This window comes from Atlanticothrix silvestris CENA357 (genome assembly GCF_016056295.1).
Lineage (GTDB): Bacteria > Cyanobacteriota > Cyanobacteriia > Cyanobacteriales > Nostocaceae > Atlanticothrix > Atlanticothrix silvestris.
This window is the reverse complement of the sequence record NZ_JAECZB010000062.1, coordinates 3,867-21,129: the sequence shown is the minus strand read 5'-3', so window position 1 is coordinate 21,129 and position 17,263 is coordinate 3,867. Positions and strand designations below refer to the sequence as shown.

Here is a 17,263-nt window from a genome sequence, read left to right as displayed (position 1 = left end):
AATCTCCTACTCTTGTGCTTCTACAGGACGTTTATCGGGAACAAATTCTCCAGGGGTAGTTTCCACAGCTGGCTTGTAGACTTCCATACCTGGTATTGGTAAATCTAAATTGGGGCCTCTACGGATAATGCGACTTCCAAAGTACAAAACCGCAACAAATAAAATGCTGTAGACTGTGGCAAAGCCAGTCAGCGAGACTAAGACGTTGCTAGCAGGTATATGAGATGCAGCGTCAACTGTACGAATCTGTCCGTAGAGAGTCCACGGCTGTCTACCCACACAGCGCACAATCCAACCGGATTCTACAGCAATGTATCCCAAAGGAGCCGCTAAAATCCAAGCACGCATTAACCATTTTTGCTGAGTAATATTTTCACCTGAGAGCTTACCCCGCAACCATTGCAGCGTACTCAATAGCATTAATCCTGCAAAGAAAAAGCCAATAGCAATCATGGTACGGAAAGCGTAGTAAATCAAACCAACCATGTGGGGACGATCCTCTGGTTTCCATTCTTTCAAACCGCGTAAGGGTTCGGAAAGATTCTTTTTAAATTCCAGAATGTATCCCAATGCATTGGGTACGGTAATTTCCCAGTCATTTTTTTGGGCTTTTTCGTTGGGTATAGCTAAAAGACTCCAATCGGCAGGCTGTCCAGCACGAGAAGATTCCCACTGTGCCTCCATTGCAGCTAATTTTGTTGGTTGATAGTGAAAAACTTGTTCGCCGCTTAAATGCCCAATGTATATTTGTAATGGAGCAACTGCGATCGCAGCGGCTAAGGCAATCTTCAAAGATTTAGCAAAAAAAGCTGGATGGCGTTCTTTCAGCACATACCAAGCACTAATTCCCCCAATTACAAATAAAGAAGTCTCCAATGTGGCAAAGAACATGTGCAGCACACTGTTGACCATAAAGGGATTCAAAATTGCCTGGAAGTAATCGTGGACAATAAATTTGCCATTGACCATTTCCCCACCTGCGGGAGTTTGCATCCAGGAATTTGCTGTCAAAATCCACAGGGTTGATAAGTTAGCCCCCACAGCCACCAAAATGGTAGCAAGATAGTGAATGGCAGGGTTGACGCGCTCCCAGCCAAATAACATAATTCCTAAAAATGCAGCTTCTAGCATGAATGCCCAAGAAGCTTCAAAGCCAATGACACTACCAAAAAAGTTACCTGCTGCTTCAGAAAAGGGTGCCCAATTAGTGCCAAACTGAAATTCCATTGGGATACCCGTCGCTACACCAATCCCAAAGTTCAAAACGTAAAACTTAGACCAGAAACGGGCATGGAGATAATAATCTGGATTACGAGTCTTCAGCCACACTCCCTCGACAATTACCAGATAAATCCCCATCCCTGTAGTTAAGACAGGCCAAAGTATATGGAATATCGCAGTCAGAGCAAATTGCATCCGTGATAGCACCACAGAATCGGATAAAAATTCCACGAATTTTCTCCCTTAGTTAGCCACACTTAACAGGATAGACCCATACCCAGATCTGAAAGGGATAAATATGCAATTAAGATTTTCGTTATGCAGCGATCGCTTCTACTGGCTGAACACTATCCTGCAACATTTGAGTAACTATATCGGCAGGGGCAGGGCGGCTGATGTGATACCCTTGACCTTCATGACACCCGCGCATTTGCAAATATTCAAGTTGTTCTTGAGTTTCTACGCCTTCGGCTGTGATGTTTAATCGCAAACTTTTGGCTAAGGCAATGATCGCATCTGTGACAGCGGCACTGTCAGGATTGGTCGTTACATCTTGCACAAATGACCGATCAATTTTTAGCATATTCACAGGAAAACGTTTCAAATAGTTCAAAGAAGAATAACCAGTGCCGAAGTCATCCAAAGCCAGCGATATACCCAGTTCTCGCAATTGTTTGAGGGTTTTCACAGATCGCTGAATATCAGCCATTAAGAAGCTTTCAGTAACTTCTAATTCTAACTTAGATGCTTCTAGCCCCGTTTCTTGCAGAATCTGGCTGATTACCTCTACTAAATTCGGCAGTTCAAATTGTCGAGCTGATAAGTTTACCGAAATGCGAATTGGGGAAAATCCGGCAAGCTGCCAAGCACGGTTTTGGGCGCAAGCAGTTCGCAAAACCCATTCACCAATTGGGATGATTAAATTATTAGCTTCGGCGATGGGAATAAACTGTGCGGGAGAAACCAAACCCAAAGTTGGATGTTGCCAACGAACCAACGCTTCCATAGCCATTATTTGTCTGCTGTGTAAATCAATCAGGGGTTGATAGTATACCAGCATTTCGTTGCGCTCAAGTGCCCCATGTAATTCATTTTCTAAGGTCAGTCGCTGCTGTAACTGAGCATTAATTTCTGGTGAATAAAACTGGAATCGGTTACGTCCTTGCTGTTTTGCTTCATAAAGTGCGATGTGAGCTTGTTGTAAGAGTTGATCCACTCCATTGGAAGCGTCGAAATCATTAATTGTGATGCCGATGCTAACTGTGATGTGAATCGAGTTGCCTTCTATAGAAAAAGGTTTTGCCAGGGTAGTTAATAGCAATTGAGATAATTTGATTACGCTCTCAAAAGAATGAATCTCGATTTGAGCGATCGCAAATTCATCTTTACTCAAATGAGCCAGAATATCTGTTTGAGCTATGCAGGTTGTCAAACGCTGGGTAACTGCTCTTAATAAGAGATTAGTTTGTTCATGCTCTAATGCATGACTCATAGAAGTAAAATCATCAATACCCAGCAAAAAGACTGCTACAAGTCGCTGGTGGTTTTGAGGTTGAGATAAGGTATCATTGAGGCGATCGCGGAACAAATCTCGATTGGGTAAACCAGTTAAGTCGTCATAGTTAGTAATGTAGTGAATTAATTCATCTAATTTGTGCAGGGTTTGTGAGGTATCTGCCATCAGTGTTCCTGCTTCATCGGCAAATTGTGTAGGTAATTCAGGTAATGTTTTCGTATTAAGATAATCTTGTAACGCAGCAGATGTCAAAATAACTGGGGCGAGAAGATGGCGGAGAGCATAGAGAGTGGCTGCCGTACCCACTAACGTAGCGAACAAAGCAATGATCAAAACTTGTACTGCCATCTCCAAAGAATAGGAGTTAGAGATAACGAAACTGAATAATAAGGTCAGAAGTGGTACATGTGTGCCTAAAAATGCCACCAACATGATTTTGGCGGTGTAACTTTTCTTGAGTAATCTGAAATGAGCCAAGGAAGAGTACAGGAAAAGTTTGTGATTTAGCTTCATAGATTCTGAGCAAAAATTAGCAAATTGGTTATGAAGTACCCTGATAAAAAGATTTTTTAAATTCACCATCTACGGCAATAAGCTCTAATAGATTGTGAATCTAAATCAGGCTGTATCTTATATTTCCCAATATTGCTTTCCACTTGATCAATGTTCAGATGTACTTTCGATAAAGCTGATTAGATAGTTATTTTTTAATTAAAATTGCACCACGTAAAATTGCTAATTTATATAAATTTTCACATAAATAAAATTCATGTAAAGTTATCTAATAACCGCGATATTTTTTTGCTACCTCCTATAACAGTCTTAAATTATTTGCGAAATTATTAACAAATTTAGTTCTTGTTGTACATAGTATAAATATGAAGTAAGTTGATCGGTGTCTTATTTAGGAGAGCTTGATATGTGGTTAATAGTTCGTTAATGGTCTATTTCAGGATTAACTTTTTCTAATTCTTGCTGTACTAACTGAGCTTGCTTTTCTCTATAAGTGCTACGCAGAGATGGATGAAGTTGAATGATGATCTCAAATGCTTGATTAGCATAAGAGTAAATAATATAGTTTTAGTAATTTAGGACTTACGCACACTCTACAAATTCTTCTCTACGAAACGCTGCGCGAAGGCGTTCTTAGCGTCTTGGCGGTTCGATAAATTAAGATTTTTGGTGATTTTTGCGTAAGTCCTGTAATTAATGAACCACAGAGGCACAGAGGAGGACACTTGCGTGGGCGGTGAGTCCAGTGCTGCGGGAGGGTTTCCCTCCGCAGGCAACTGGCGTTAGCGCAGCGGTAGCGAGCTTGCGAGCGTCACCCGAAGGGGTCTCCCGACTTGAGCAAAGTGTCCGTGACACAGAGTGACTCTTGCGGTCTTCTTTGCGCCTCTGCGTGAGAAATTCGAGTTAATCTCCTCCCAATTCCACCAACTTACCGATGTTGAAGTCTATGCGTGTCCAACCTTTAAGTCGGCGCAGGTTGTTGAGCAAGAGTAAAGGAATTTGCCAGTGATGCACCATTAAAAATGGTAGAGGATCATCTAACTGGTAAATCGCATCAGTCCCGCGCCAAATATTCTGCATCCATGTTTTTAGTTGTGTAAAAGAACGGATACCAGTTAAACGCCAAACTTCATGATAAGTCCAATAGGTGGGTTTGCTTGTGGCCAATGGCTGTAAGGGTTCAGCCATTGGTTCATTTCCCAAATAGGCTTCTGCAACTTCGGGGTGATCGTAGAAGGTAGTAATTGCTGAGTGAGTGCGGGGATTACACTCAATTACGTAAGCTGTACCATCTTCGGTGACGATGAAATCGAAGGAAATTTGTCCAGTTAGTTTCAATTCCTTGACAAAATGCCGCACCCATTCTCTAATTTGAGAGTTTTCCACATTTTCATAGTTGACTTGAAATGCTGAAGATTCGCAGCAGCAATGCAATCGCAATTCACCATCCCGGACAGTGCTATGGGTGCAAAATTCCTTACCAGGAATAAATTCTTGCATAATCCACGGCTTTTCGGGACTGATTGGTAAGCTTTTGACGAAGGCTGCTGTTTCTTCAGGGGTAGCGCAAGGGAGTTTGGTTAAGTCTAAACGCCGCACTGAGTCGTAAGGAATGCTTTTGAGGATGTATTGACGAGATTCTCTAGAAAAGTCGAAATTCAGGACTTCTTCGGCAGAGGTGATTTTAAAGGATTTCGGTACTGATAAACCAAGCGATCGCGCTTTCTGAACCAGCGCATATTTATCATCCAACATTTGGGTGATATCTGCGTCAAAGTGAAATACTTCGCAATGTTGGGATAACACTGGTTTGGCTAAGGAGTCATAATAACTTCCAACTGGACTAGTTACAGGAACGTAAACATCAATATTTTCTTGTTTGATGATGTTTACTAGTGCCTGAATATAACTTTCTGGGTTTTCCTGAGGGGCGGCAACTGTATAAAATTTATCTACCGCCTGGGAAAATTGATGACCAGATAGCCAATATTTATCAGTTTCCAGCAGAATGACCCTGTGTCCGGCGGCGTGGAATGACCTAGCTAGTTGTAAAGCTTTGGTCATTTTACCGCCACTGATCAAAATGTTTTTGGGGTTTGCGACCTTGGCTGAACGCTGGAAGGGACGCAAAATAATACCCCAAAACAAAGATATAACAACGATGGTGGCATTAATGGGCAATGCTAGTAACAGCAGCACCAAAGTACCGATATTTTGGATAATTGCGGCTATTTTTGCCTCTTTAGAAAGAGACTCTTTAGCAGGCGATGAAGAAAAGGAAATAGATTGTGCCATATACCGATTACCGTCTGCGGATAATGGTCAAACCATCTCGCAATGGCAATAAAACTTGTTCTACCCTTGTATCAAGGGCTACAATTTGATTAAATTGGGCGATCGCTTCGCCGTTGGCGGTGCGTTCTTGTGCTGGTAAATAGACTTCTCCTTGTAGTAGGGTGTTATCTACACAGATAAAGCCTGTCGGTGCTAGCAAATTGGTATCTAACAGCATCTGAAAGTAGGCTACATACTCTTTTTTATCGGCATCAATAAACACCAAATCAAATGATTCTTGAGCCTCTGCTAACTTTTGCAAGGTTTCTAAAGCTGAACCTAGTTCTACACGGATTTTACCTCCGTCAGGAGATTCCCCAAAAGCCGCCTGTGCAACTTCAGCAGCAAAAGGATCAACTTCACAAGCAACCAATACTCCGTCTTGCGGTAATGCTTCGGCCATTGCTAACGCCGAATAACCAGTAAACATGCCAATTTCTAGAACTTTTTTAGCTTTGATCATGTGAACAAACATTTTTAGAGTTTGTCCTTCTATATGACCAGATAGCATTTCTTGCTCTAGAGGACGCACGGTTGCACCTTGGGTAAAGCGTTCACTCCAGGCTTCTGTGGCTGTTTTCTCAGATAGTGCAGCTAAAGCAGGAGATTCTTGAGTAGTACATTCTTCTAAGTAAGGATCTAGACCTGCTGCTAAACGCCATGCTTGATGGATTTGAGTAACTAAAGATTCAGGTAAGTCTGGATGTTGGTTAATCTCTTGAACAACAGTTTCTAGCTTTTTGGCTAAGATTCCTAGTGGTGTGACAGGTCTAGCTGTCGGTTTTGCAATTGTACTAGACATTATTTTGTACTTCCAACTAGTTCTGTTTTATAGCTCACAGGGTACATATCTACACCCTCGCCACCACGGGGATAGCTTGTGCAAAGTTCTTTGTGTTCAAGTAAAACTGCTGCCAATTCTTCACGGGTCAAGTCGTTAGCAAAGGTACAACTACCGATGGGTTTTGGCATTGCGGCTCTTTGCAAACCATCACGAGTTAAGCTTATAGATTCAGTTGCGCGCCATAAGAGTTCTTCATCTAATAAAGGATGATCTAGAGCTAGACCAATACGACTCATCAATCCTAAAATGCGATCGCGTTCTTCGGTAGTGATATAGTTTCTGGATGAGGCGATCGTTGCAGATAAAGCCATGTCGATGTTGACTGCATGTCCGTGGAACATTGGCACAATGGGTGCAAGTTCTAATGTCGGACTCCAGGTATGTCCGTAAGCAATTACTCTATCTAGATCTAACTCATGTAGATTGGGTACTTCCAACTCCAACATTTTTTTGATGGCTTTGTAAGTCACCTGATGAGCTATTTTTTTGATCTCTGGAGTAGCATCAATGTTGCCAAAATGGGTATGCAGCAGTTCTTCACCGTATTTTTCCAGCAACTCAAATACTTCTTTGTGACCAACCACGGCGATTTTGACTAATTCCGCCATGCCATTACGCACTTGGTCTGTTGGTAAAGTACGAAGGAAGGAAAAGTCCAAGAAAACTTTTTGGGAAGCATGATAAGCACCCAAACGGTTTTTCAGTTTTTTATGGTTAACTGCCACTTTGATGGCAACACTGGCATCAATTAAACCAATTAAAGTTGTAGGAATACGAATGTAATTGCTACTGCGACGGTAAGTAGAGCAGGCAAAACCTACAACGTCTGTAATTAAACCGCCACCCACTACTAAGACTGGTTCTTTGCGAACTAATTTAAAGTCTGCAAATGCATCTATAACTTTCTCAAAAGTTTGAATAGTCTTGTTAGGTTCGGTAATCGTAATCGGGAAAAGTGTCAGGTCAATGCCGTAATAACGGAAATATTCTTCAATTTGCTGATTGTAGAAACGGTTAACGTTAGCGTCTACAACAGCTAAGCAACGTCCAAAATTTCTATATGTATCAGCAAGCTCTTGATTTTTAATATCAAAAACTCCATCCACATAAACTAAGTCGTACTCAATCTTTTCGTATCCTTTGACGTGAAAGCTGGTTTCATTAGCTTTAAATTCAGCTTGAACGATGCTCATTTTTGTGTTCCTTAGATGAAATAAAGAGGTGGAGTTGATTTTTTGTTCGCCAAAAGTATTGCGCAACTGAAGTACCCTTAATTCACTCAGAATCAAGAGGTAATTTCGAGAAGACTATAATTAGATCATTGCAAGGCTATGTGTGCCTAAACAACGCACCAAATATTTGGCACATCTACTTTCACAAGTGCAAAAAAACATTTCAAGGTCTTTGATAAGCTTGAAAAACTATATAAACAAGAGTCGGAAAAATCAGAATTTTTCTCTCGTTTTTAAACTTTATGGCGCTAGATATAATCCAGGAAGTTATGGACTTTTAGCAGCTTGTAAGTAAGCTAGAGCAGTTATTTGAATTTGCTTAAGTTGCTTCAGAATTATTTACATTTTTCAACATAACATCGTTTGTAAATTATTGCACCCATTTTTTTGATTTTGTAAACGAAAAGCTGTTTTAATAGTTTCAGACTTGGCTGAGAGAATGTCCATCATTTCTGCCTTTAACGAAAAAAGGAAAGTTTTAAGTTAGTTTCCGTATTTGCTTAAATTTAAAATTTTGGTGATTTACAAGAGTGGTTTACTAAAAGTAAACAGCAATTGAAACTTTTTTGATGCATTAGCCAAAGAGGTTAGTTTCTATAAATATTTGATTATAGTTATGAATTTAGGCGCATCAAAAAATTGCGCTGAAGATTGGGCGCATTTAGTTTATTCTCCGCAGCAAAAACATTATCAGTTTTGCTGGAGTTTAAGCTTTCTGCAAATTTATGCAATAAAACTTCATAGATTATTTCTCATTTTTTAATCCTTCATGGCAGATACAGTCCGAATAAATTTTCAGTTTTTAGCCTATGGATAAAGAGTTGTAAGCAATTGAGAGTAGTTATTTTAGCTGCTCTAGGTTGCTTAAGGCTCCCTTCATATTTCTCAACATATCATCGTTTGTAACTTATTGCACCTAAACCAAAGACAGATTTCAAAAAATGGTACTCGTATATCGTTAATTAAATAACTAAGATATTTAGTAAAAATTAAGCCTAGCAAGCTTCTCAGGAACTACTTTAAGACAAAATGAGTATAATTACTCAAAAAAATGTAATAGAAAATAGATTTTTATTTTTTACTGCGACTAAAAAAGTATAATTTTGTACTTTAAATATTTCTTAAAAGAACTTTAAACTATTGATGTATAACATGATTATTTACATATTTTATATTCAAAATTTTGTGGTTTTTGACCTGGGATAAGAAAGGTACATATCTGTTCATTCTTATTGCTAATTACAAGTAAAATAAATGACAAATGTTATAGATATAGTTATTATTATTAATATCTAATTCCATCAAGCTAAACCATTGAAAATAAAAGAGTAAAACATGAGTTATATTGATCTACCATCTGAGTTCCCTGGCATTATTGCTTTAATGAAATACCGATCTGATACAGGTAAACTTATCGGTGAATTGACAGAGGCATTACTACAAGGAGATTCTCCTTTGTCTGCTGGAGAGAGGGAATTGATTGCTACTTATGTATCTTTGCAAAATGAATGTAAATTTTGCGCTACAGCCCACGAAGCTATTACTAGAAAAGTTTTATTAGATCAATTTGATGCAATACACCCCGCATATAAATGTTGGCATCTCCGAAATGCTCATGAATATGCTGTACAGTTTCTAAACTATCTATAACTTCATAAGTAATAGATAATCCTGCATCTTGTGCTTGGTGACGCGCCAGTTCTATTGCTGTTTGACTAATTTCTAAACCAAGAACTTGGGAAAAATGTTGGGCAAAAAACTGAGTTTGCGTCCCGTCTCCACAGCCAAAATCAATCAGTGGTAAATGAGGATCTTTTAAAAAAGGCTGGAAACGTTCAAAATCAAGTTTGACACCTAAAAGATGTGATACATTCCACAAGACTTCTGAAGAGTCTTGAATACGACTCCAGTATGTATTCCAATTTTGACGATATTCTGTCAGCATATTAGTTAATTGTGTTTGAGAAAGTTTTGGATCAAAAAGAGTAATTCTTCTGGTTGTTCACTAGGTGGAAAATGACCACATCTTGCTAACCAATCCAGTTGAGCATCTGGTAACTTTTCTGAAAGCTTGATCACATCTGCTTGAGGAATAATTTTATCTTCTTCGCCAGCAACAATTAATGTCGGAACTTTTAGATCTTCAAAGCAGGATTGCATAAATTCAAATCCTCCTTGATCTAAAAAACTCTGATATGCAGGACGAGAAAGAACACCATCAACTAACTTTTGTAAGGATTTAGTCAGTTTAGGCTAACGATAATAAGCAGCCTCCAGAAATTTTTGAGGAGATTTTGATAAATTCATCAAATATTCCCACCATGCAGTTGGATTTTGGACAAAACCAAATCCTGTAATTATTAAAGCCTTAACTGACTCTGGTTTTAAACGGCTAATTTCTGCCCCAATCATAGCTCCGGCTGAACTACCTACTAAAATCCAAGGTTGGGGAATTTGCTGAGTTTCTAGTAGAGTTAAAACAGCTTGAATATTGTCAGCATAATTGGGGCGATCGCTAGCTATAGACGACAAGCCAAATCCTAGTAAATCAACTGCGATCGCAGATTGTTCACCGTTTAAACTCAATAGCATATTTCCCCAGCTACTAGAAGGGTTTCCCACCCCAGGTAAAAACACATAACTGTAATCAGTATTGCCTGTTACTTGAAGATAATGTAACTCTCCTTGTTGTTGGGTTAACTGTAGTTTATGGCGTTTAATACCAGCAGATTCTAAAATTTTTAGGGAATCTGTTAAAGATTTAATGTACGGGTCTAGATGACTATCTAAAGGTGATAATTGAGCATTTTTTTCTTGAATTGAATCTATCATCTGAGCAATAGCAGCAACAGATTGAAAATTATCCGGGTTTACAGCTTCATCAGGTACTCTTACACCAAAGGCATCTTCAATTTTTGCAATTAAAGAAACCATTGCTAAAGAATCTAAAATACCAATAGCTAATAATGGAGTATCCGAATCTAAACCACTATCTTCACTTTCTAGAATTTCTGCATTGATGAAAGTAATCAATTCTGCCTGAATCTTGGCATTATTTTTTGTGATAGTTGTCATATTGTTTAAGTAAGGTAAGTAAATCAATAAACTGCTGAACTTAAGTCCTGAATTGCAATTATTTTTCTGCTAATTCCAGTAATTTCAAGCGATCAGTTTTTCCATTGCGATTTTGAGGTAAACTATCTAAAAAATAAACTTTATCAACAATCATGTAACGAGGTAATTTAGAAGAACAATATTGTTTGATATCTATCAAAGATAAAGCATGATTCTTGGTAACTACAAAAGCCGCTAAGCGGGCTGTCATTTCTTTACCTACAACAACAACAGCGACTTCAGCAATGTCAGCATGAGAAAGCAGTGCAGCTTCTATTTCACCTAGTTCAATTCGATCCACGGACTTTAACTAAAGCATCTCTACGACCTACAAGTACATAATTTTCATCATCCTGTAAGCGAACAATATCACCTGTAGCGTAGGGTTGCTCTTTCTGTAATGATTGACCCCAGTAACCTAACATCACTGTAGGGCCAGATACCATTAATTCCCCTTATTCTCCTATTGCAATTTCTTTCCCTTGATGATTAATTCCCCAAATTTTGTTACGACAACAAGCTTTACCAATTGGAATTGATACTGTTTGCTTTTCAGAGATATTTTTTACTTCAAAATAAGTACAAACATTAGTTTCTGTAGGCCCATATAAATTAAGTAAACGGATATCTTGCCAATGCTGGTGTAACTGTTTTAGGTACTTAAGAGGAAAAGCTTCTCCTGCAAAAAGTATGATTCTTAAGGAGTGTTCTTGCACTTCTAATAAACTACCGTGCAGCATCATTAAGATTAAAACAGAAGGAACAGAGTACCAAACTGTGATTTTTTCTTGAAGTAAAAAGTTAACTAATCGCTGAGGAATATAGGCAATTCCTTCTGGAATTAAACAAACACAAGCTCCTTTCAAAAAAGGTACATAGATATCTAGTACCGACAAATCAAAATGAAAAGGAGCATGGTTCGAGAATCTATCGGTTGGTTGGACATTTATTTCTTCAGCTGCCCATTCAATAAATGCTAAAGCGTTTTGGTGACTGAGACACACTCCCTTTGGCTTACCAGTAGAACCGGATGTGTAAAGGATATAAGCTAATTCATGATCCTCTTGGGGTAAACGTTCTATAGGTTGATCAGAAAAAACCAGTATTTCTGGCCAAGATTTATCGATAGTTAAACATTTAATATCTGCGAAATCATCTTTTAAAAGTTGTTCGGCGCGAGAGTGTGTAGTAGCGATCGCACTGAGCTGACAGTCTCTAATAATCATTGCAGCTCGCAATACCGGACTCAACGGATCTATAGGTACGTAAGCAGCACCTAGTCTGAGAATCCCTTGCATCAAAGCGATCGCCACAGCCGATTTATCTAACCAAATTCCGACTCTACTTCCTTGTCTGACACCAAGTTCAGCTAGAGCGCGAGCCAGACGATTAGCTAAAGCATCCAGTTCGCTGTATGTAAGATTTTGTTCAGGCGATCGCACCGCCAAAGCCTGTGGGTGCTTGCGAGCAGATTCAATTACTAGGTCTGATAAATTCATAAACCTAGTCTCCTAGCAATTAAATCCCGTTGAATTTCTGAAGTTCCCGAAAACAAAGTTGTAGGGATGGAATCTCGCAACATCTCTTCCATACCTGTTTCTGTTAAATAGCCAATTCCACCGTGAATTTGCACTGCATCTAAACTAGATTGAATTGCCGCTTCACTCACTGCTAATTTGGCTAACGAGACATCCATAACAGCATCTTCACCTTGATCCATTAACCAACACGCCCGATAAACCAGCATACGAGCCGCTTCCAGCCTGAGTTTCATATCGACTATCCGGTGAGAAACAGCCTGATTTTTACTAATAGATTTACGGAACTGTTTTCGCGCTGAAGCATGAGCAATAGTTTTCTCTAACTGGCGTTCCATCATGCCTAGATATGTCGCAAATAAACAACTCCGTTCCCACTGCATAGATTGAGCAAAGATGGTAGTTCCTTTTCCTTCTTCTCCTATTCGTTGCTTACAGGGAATTCGACAGTTCTCGAAAGTCACAGGACTAATTAAGGATGTGTGCAATCCCATTTTTTTTAAAGATTCACCATCACCACTCCTGGTATATTTCGTTCAACAACAAAGGCACTAATACCCATGTGTCCATGAGCAGGATTGGTGGTTGCGTAAACAATAAAAACATCGGCGATGGGGGCATTAGACACATAACTTTTGGTTCCATTGAGGATATATTCATCGCCCTCACGAACCGCTAGAGTTTGAAGATGGGAGATATCTGAGCCTGCCTCTGTTTCCGTCATGGCATTTGCGCCAACCAATTTTCCAGAACATAGAGAAGAAAGAAAAGCCTGCTTGAGTTCTTCACTGCCATACTCATAAATAGGCATCACACAAGCACATAAATGAGCTGCAACTGAGAAAAGAAACCCTCCGTCTTCGCATATTTTGCCCAAAGCTTCTTCAACTCTAGCTGTAGTTAATGCATCTAACCCCATGCCGCCATATTGTGGAGAGACACATAAACCCAATAAGCCTATTTCTCCACATTTTTGCCACTGACTATAAGGAAAAAAGCTTTGATAAACAGGTTCAGACAATAATTTTTTAAGGTTGTATTCAGCAAACTCTAATGTTTGCTCATATAGTTGCTGCTGCTTTTGACTCCAATTAAAGTACATTGACTTTACCTATCTTTTGTAAATAAAGAATATAAAATTTTATATTTTCTTAAGATTATTTTCTGAAGATATCACGTTGATAAAAACTGACAACCGTGGATCTACTTACTTATTTTTTTTGCTGCCAAAAAACTGAATATTTCCTTTTTAACAGTATTTGTATTTAAAAAGACAAAATAGGAGCAAGCAAGCTACTTAGACAAACAAGTAATTTTACGTAAAAAACTTATAAATTGTTACAAATATAATATGCCTGCATATTTCAGAAAAATCAATATTTATTTGAGAGCTTTACAAAAGAAATACATCACTCTCATCAGAGAATAATGTAATTAATTCCCGCTATTGGTAGAAATATTGTCTAATATACGGTAAATCGAGATAATTAAGAGATTTATCCTCTTTTGTCTAACTTTACATAACTGCGTATAAAAGTGAAGTTTTGAAATAAATCAGACTAATAACACTTACCGTAGTCAGTACTAAATATTCGGGGCAAATAGTTCACTTAGCGAAATTCAATGTATTCAATAATTGTTCCGTCAGGATGTATCGCTCGCATATTGCTTCCAGTAGGGACTTTATCCGGTTCTGCTAAAATCACTGCACCTTGCTGAGTCAGTGCCTCGCGAAAATCATTAAGTGAATCGACTAGAAATGTAGCTTTTGTACTCTCGAAGGGGGAGAGTGCTTCAGCCGAACCAGCAATTAAGAGAATAGAACCTACACCAGCAAGTTCCAATCCCGCTTCAGAATATTGAGACCACAACCAGCAGCTTTCTGTAAAGAGGTTTTCATAAAAAGCGATCGCATCATCTAAATCTATTGGATTGAGATAGACTCTTGTTAGAACTTTAAGAATTTGCATTGCAACCTTTCTACTAGGTAGCTAGTGTATTTTATTATGCTTGTTTAGCAACAAGAGTTGATTCAGATCAATCAAGATGCACCCTAATATTTAGTTTGAAAAAACTCTTTAGCTTTTAGATCACATAAATCAATGTATTATTTCTATTGATCAATCAAATACCATTTGATTCTTACTCCCTTTGCTAGACACAACATCTTTTATATAGTTATTACTTGTATAATCTAAGTTGCCTATTATTACGTAGTTTTTTATCAAACCAATTTAACATTAGCTAACACTATTAGTTTTAAGTATAAAAATCTTAGCATTATTTCCATATTAAAAAGGCATTTTACTCTATTTTCACGACTTCATGACTATTCAAGGTATGGATGGGAGTCGACTTGAGCAGACTTCAGTTATTACACTGGAACTTAAAATTACAGGTATGCAATAACAATTTTGACAATAGTGCTGTAGTTACTTTTGTGGTAGCTGAATCGCCTTAAGTTTAGCGATTGCAGTATTATTTAGAACATTAAATACAGTATGATTGCCATAATCATTCGTAGTTATTCTATTTAAAATGTTGATATAAGGGAATGGTAATTATAAATTCTTCTGTAATTCTTTTAGTGCCAACACCCATTGAAACCGAAAAAACAGTATCTCCAAACTGAGATACTAATAAAATATCAGAATAACCAAATATCTCTAAATAATTAGTGAAAAATTTGCGATACTTGTTATCTACTTGCCGATATAATTTGTTGGTTTGGTGCTGCGCCTGTGTAGACGATATTTGGTGACTCTTCCAGTCCTTCATACTGAACAGGATAAATCAGCAGATGATTGTACTTTTCAAAGACAGGCTTCACGGTTTTACGGTTAGCAGAATCCAAAAGTTATTACTAAAAAAAATATTTTTTTATTCACAAGTTTTTTAGGCTGTAACCTATCTAGTAGTACGCCAAGGGAACTTGGCGGGGTAAAGGGTAAGGGGGAAGGGGGAAAGGGTTTAAATCCCTTACCCTTTTCCCTTTCCCCTTTCCCCAGCCCTCACAAGCGCATTTTTGGGTTGGCAGACTACTAGTATTTAAGTATTCCCCAAATCTTACACGTAATTAAAAGTAACTCTTGATTTTAACTAGCGTAGATAAGTGGCGGCTTAAAAACTGCGGCTCTTGGATGTGTAAAATGCAAAAAGCGCGATCGCACTCAGATACCCTACCCTTTTAACAACCAAGTAAGGTGCAACGATTACCCCAATCTAGGTATCTTAAGTTACTAGTATAGTAGAACTGCGTGCTTACTAAATATGTTAACGTCTTAATCAGACTTATTAAGTAACTATACTTAGCTACCTCTGTTGGAAAACAGAAGTTGTAGTCAAAATCGGTGATTGGTAGAAGGAGTATGAGTGAGACTGAACACATTCAACAAACCACTGAGTTTTTTGCTGTTATTTTTAACTACTCAGATAGCTTTTAGTTTTACTGGTGTTAAAGCACAAACCCCTGTTGCATCGGCAAGTCGACCCAAGTCAATTTGCCCTACCGAACTAAAATCAGCGGTGGATGTGTTAATCAATCGTCCTCAATTCAGTCGGATGCGTTGGGGTGTTCTTGCCAAGTCGCTGTCATCTGCCCAAACTCTTTACAGTCGAGATGCTGAAAAATATTTTACTCCTGCTTCCAATGCCAAGTTACTCACAACAGCAGCAGCATTACAGCAATTAGGTGCAAATTTTCGCATTCGCACTTCTGTTTATCAAGACAGTGATGGTGTTTTGCGTGTTGTGGGTAGGGGAGATCCCAGCCTCAAAAATGCCCACTTAACAGAATTAGCCAAACAGTTACGCAAGCTTGGTATTAGTCAAGTCCAGCAACTGATTGCCGATGATAGTTATTTTCAAGGAGAAAGTATTAATCCCAGTTGGCAATGGGAAGATGTACAGGCTTATTATGGCGCACCAGTCAACAGCTTAATTTTAAATGAAAATGCTGCTGTGTTGTCGTTGTTGCCTCAAACTATAGGACAACCATTACGGCTTAGGTGGACTGAACCTACAGAAGCATATCGGTGGCAAATTGAAAATAACTCTGTAACTACTCAAACAGATACACCAGGATCAGTTGAAGTTAGTCGTGATTTAAAAGGGCCGATACTACGGATTCAAGGTCAACTGGCTGTGAATTCTCAGCCTGACATAACTGCGATCGCTGTTTTTGATCCTATTGAAAACTTTTTGCGACACTTCCGTCAAAGTTTGGCAAGAGAAGGAATTTCTGTAACAAAGATGTTTAGCGGCATTGGTGCTAAGAATGTACAAGAAATAGCAGCAGTTGAATCTCCACCATTGTCTCAGTTGTTGGTTGAAATAAATGTTAATAGTAATAATTTATATGCTGAGGCTTTACTAAAAACTTTAGCTATTAAACAACCACCAGAAAAAAATCAAACTACTGCTGATGCAGGGTTAAAAGTTTTGAAAACTACTTTAACCCAAATGGGAATCGCTCCTACAAGTTATGTTTTAGTAGATGGTTCAGGATTATCTCGCAAAAATTTAATTAGTCCAGAAGCTTTAGTGCAAGTTTTACAGGTGATGGCAAAATCACCACAAGCAGAAATTTTTCGTGCTTCCCTACCTGTCGCAGGTGTTAACGGTACGTTGAAAAATCGCTTTTTGAACACAACTGCTGTAGGAATTGTACAAGCTAAAACAGGATCGATGAATGGTGTAATTTCTCTTTCTGGATATATTAATTCGCCTCAATATGATCCATTAATTTTTAGTATTATGGTTAATCAATCTGAACAGCCTGCAAGTGTTGTGCGGCAAGCAATGGATGAAATTGTAGTATTGTTAACGCAATTACACCGTTGTTAAAATTGCGTTTAGAATAGGTTGATATTATTAATACATCTAAAGAAAATGTATTATTGTTAACGCAATTACACCGTTGTTAAAATTGCGTTTAGAATAGGTTGATATT

The 17,263-nt window shown here is 38.4% G+C and carries 16 protein-coding genes and 1 pseudogene; 2 read left to right on the top strand and 15 right to left on the bottom strand.

The annotated features are described in order from the left end of the window. Positions 1 to 6 precede the first annotated feature (6 nt). The 5 genes from I8751_RS17210 to I8751_RS17190 all read right to left on the bottom strand — a co-directional run bounded on the left by I8751_RS17210 (position 7) and on the right by I8751_RS17190 (position 7,621). Positions 7 to 1,452, bottom strand: a complete 1,446-nt coding sequence (locus tag I8751_RS17210) for a cytochrome ubiquinol oxidase subunit I (protein ID WP_214440349.1) — start codon at positions 1,450 to 1,452, stop codon at positions 7 to 9. 85 nt (positions 1,453 to 1,537) lie between these two features. Then, entirely contained in the window at positions 1,538 to 3,250 is a 1,713-nt protein-coding gene (locus tag I8751_RS17205) for a putative bifunctional diguanylate cyclase/phosphodiesterase (protein WP_214440348.1), read from the bottom strand. A gap of 903 nt (positions 3,251 to 4,153) precedes the next feature. After that, positions 4,154 to 5,545: an ATP-grasp domain-containing protein gene (locus tag I8751_RS17200; protein WP_214440347.1), complete on the bottom strand. Its 1,392-nt coding sequence runs from the start codon at positions 5,543 to 5,545 to the stop codon at positions 4,154 to 4,156. A gap of 7 nt (positions 5,546 to 5,552) precedes the next feature. Continuing rightward, positions 5,553 to 6,386 carry an O-methyltransferase gene (locus I8751_RS17195; RefSeq protein ID WP_214440346.1) on the bottom strand — a complete coding sequence of 278 codons (834 nt, stop codon included), beginning with the start codon at positions 6,384 to 6,386 and terminating at the stop codon, positions 5,553 to 5,555. Beyond that, positions 6,386 to 7,621, bottom strand: coding sequence for a sedoheptulose 7-phosphate cyclase (locus tag I8751_RS17190; RefSeq protein WP_214440345.1), 1,236 nt, complete (start codon positions 7,619 to 7,621; stop codon positions 6,386 to 6,388). Before I8751_RS17190 ends, I8751_RS17195 begins: the two co-directional genes overlap by 1 nt. A gap of 1,374 nt (positions 7,622 to 8,995) precedes the next feature. Here I8751_RS17190 and I8751_RS30465 point away from each other — a divergent pair. After that, positions 8,996 to 9,310, top strand: coding sequence for a carboxymuconolactone decarboxylase family protein (locus I8751_RS30465; RefSeq protein WP_214440344.1), 315 nt, complete (start codon positions 8,996 to 8,998; stop codon positions 9,308 to 9,310). Here I8751_RS30465 and I8751_RS17180 read toward each other — a convergent pair. The 10 genes and pseudogenes from I8751_RS17180 to I8751_RS17135 all read right to left on the bottom strand — a co-directional run. Next, entirely contained in the window at positions 9,204 to 9,605 is a 402-nt protein-coding gene (locus I8751_RS17180) for a class I SAM-dependent methyltransferase (protein ID WP_214440343.1), read from the bottom strand. The two genes, I8751_RS30465 and I8751_RS17180, sit on opposite strands and share 107 nt — an antisense overlap. Positions 9,606 to 9,610: 5 nt before the next feature. Then, complete coding sequence (locus I8751_RS17175; RefSeq protein WP_214440430.1) at positions 9,611 to 9,907, bottom strand: alpha/beta fold hydrolase; 297 nt, start codon at positions 9,905 to 9,907, stop codon at positions 9,611 to 9,613. A gap of 6 nt (positions 9,908 to 9,913) precedes the next feature. Then, on the bottom strand, positions 9,914 to 10,735 hold the full coding sequence (locus tag I8751_RS17170; RefSeq protein WP_214440342.1) for an alpha/beta fold hydrolase: 822 nt from the start codon (positions 10,733 to 10,735) through the stop codon (positions 9,914 to 9,916). A gap of 58 nt (positions 10,736 to 10,793) precedes the next feature. Continuing rightward, entirely contained in the window at positions 10,794 to 11,075 is a 282-nt protein-coding gene (locus I8751_RS17165) for an AMP-binding enzyme (protein WP_214440341.1), read from the bottom strand. After that, positions 11,062 to 11,220: an AMP-binding protein gene (locus I8751_RS30460; protein ID WP_214440340.1), complete on the bottom strand. Its 159-nt coding sequence runs from the start codon at positions 11,218 to 11,220 to the stop codon at positions 11,062 to 11,064. The genes I8751_RS17165 and I8751_RS30460 overlap by 14 nt, the downstream gene beginning before the upstream one ends. A gap of 9 nt (positions 11,221 to 11,229) precedes the next feature. Continuing rightward, positions 11,230 to 12,273 carry an AMP-binding protein gene (locus I8751_RS17155; RefSeq protein ID WP_214440339.1) on the bottom strand — a complete coding sequence of 348 codons (1,044 nt, stop codon included), beginning with the start codon at positions 12,271 to 12,273 and terminating at the stop codon, positions 11,230 to 11,232. Continuing rightward, positions 12,270 to 12,806 carry an acyl-CoA dehydrogenase family protein gene (locus tag I8751_RS17150; RefSeq protein WP_214440338.1) on the bottom strand — a complete coding sequence of 179 codons (537 nt, stop codon included), beginning with the start codon at positions 12,804 to 12,806 and terminating at the stop codon, positions 12,270 to 12,272. The genes I8751_RS17155 and I8751_RS17150 overlap by 4 nt, the downstream gene beginning before the upstream one ends. 5 nt (positions 12,807 to 12,811) lie before the next feature. Further along, positions 12,812 to 13,414 carry an acyl-CoA dehydrogenase family protein gene (locus I8751_RS17145; protein ID WP_214440337.1) on the bottom strand — a complete coding sequence of 201 codons (603 nt, stop codon included), beginning with the start codon at positions 13,412 to 13,414 and terminating at the stop codon, positions 12,812 to 12,814. 508 nt (positions 13,415 to 13,922) lie between these two features. Continuing rightward, a complete protein-coding gene (locus I8751_RS17140; protein WP_214440336.1) occupies positions 13,923 to 14,282 on the bottom strand; it encodes a VOC family protein in 360 nt (119 codons plus the stop codon). A gap of 746 nt (positions 14,283 to 15,028) precedes the next feature. Then, a pseudogene (locus tag I8751_RS17135) lies at positions 15,029 to 15,160 on the bottom strand (transporter substrate-binding protein); the annotation flags it as partial. A 524-nt stretch (positions 15,161 to 15,684) separates the two neighbouring features. Between I8751_RS17135 and dacB the strand changes: the two are divergent. After that, a complete protein-coding gene (gene dacB, locus I8751_RS17130; RefSeq protein ID WP_404800436.1) occupies positions 15,685 to 17,157 on the top strand; it encodes a D-alanyl-D-alanine carboxypeptidase/D-alanyl-D-alanine endopeptidase in 1,473 nt (490 codons plus the stop codon). Positions 17,158 to 17,263 lie beyond the last annotated feature (106 nt).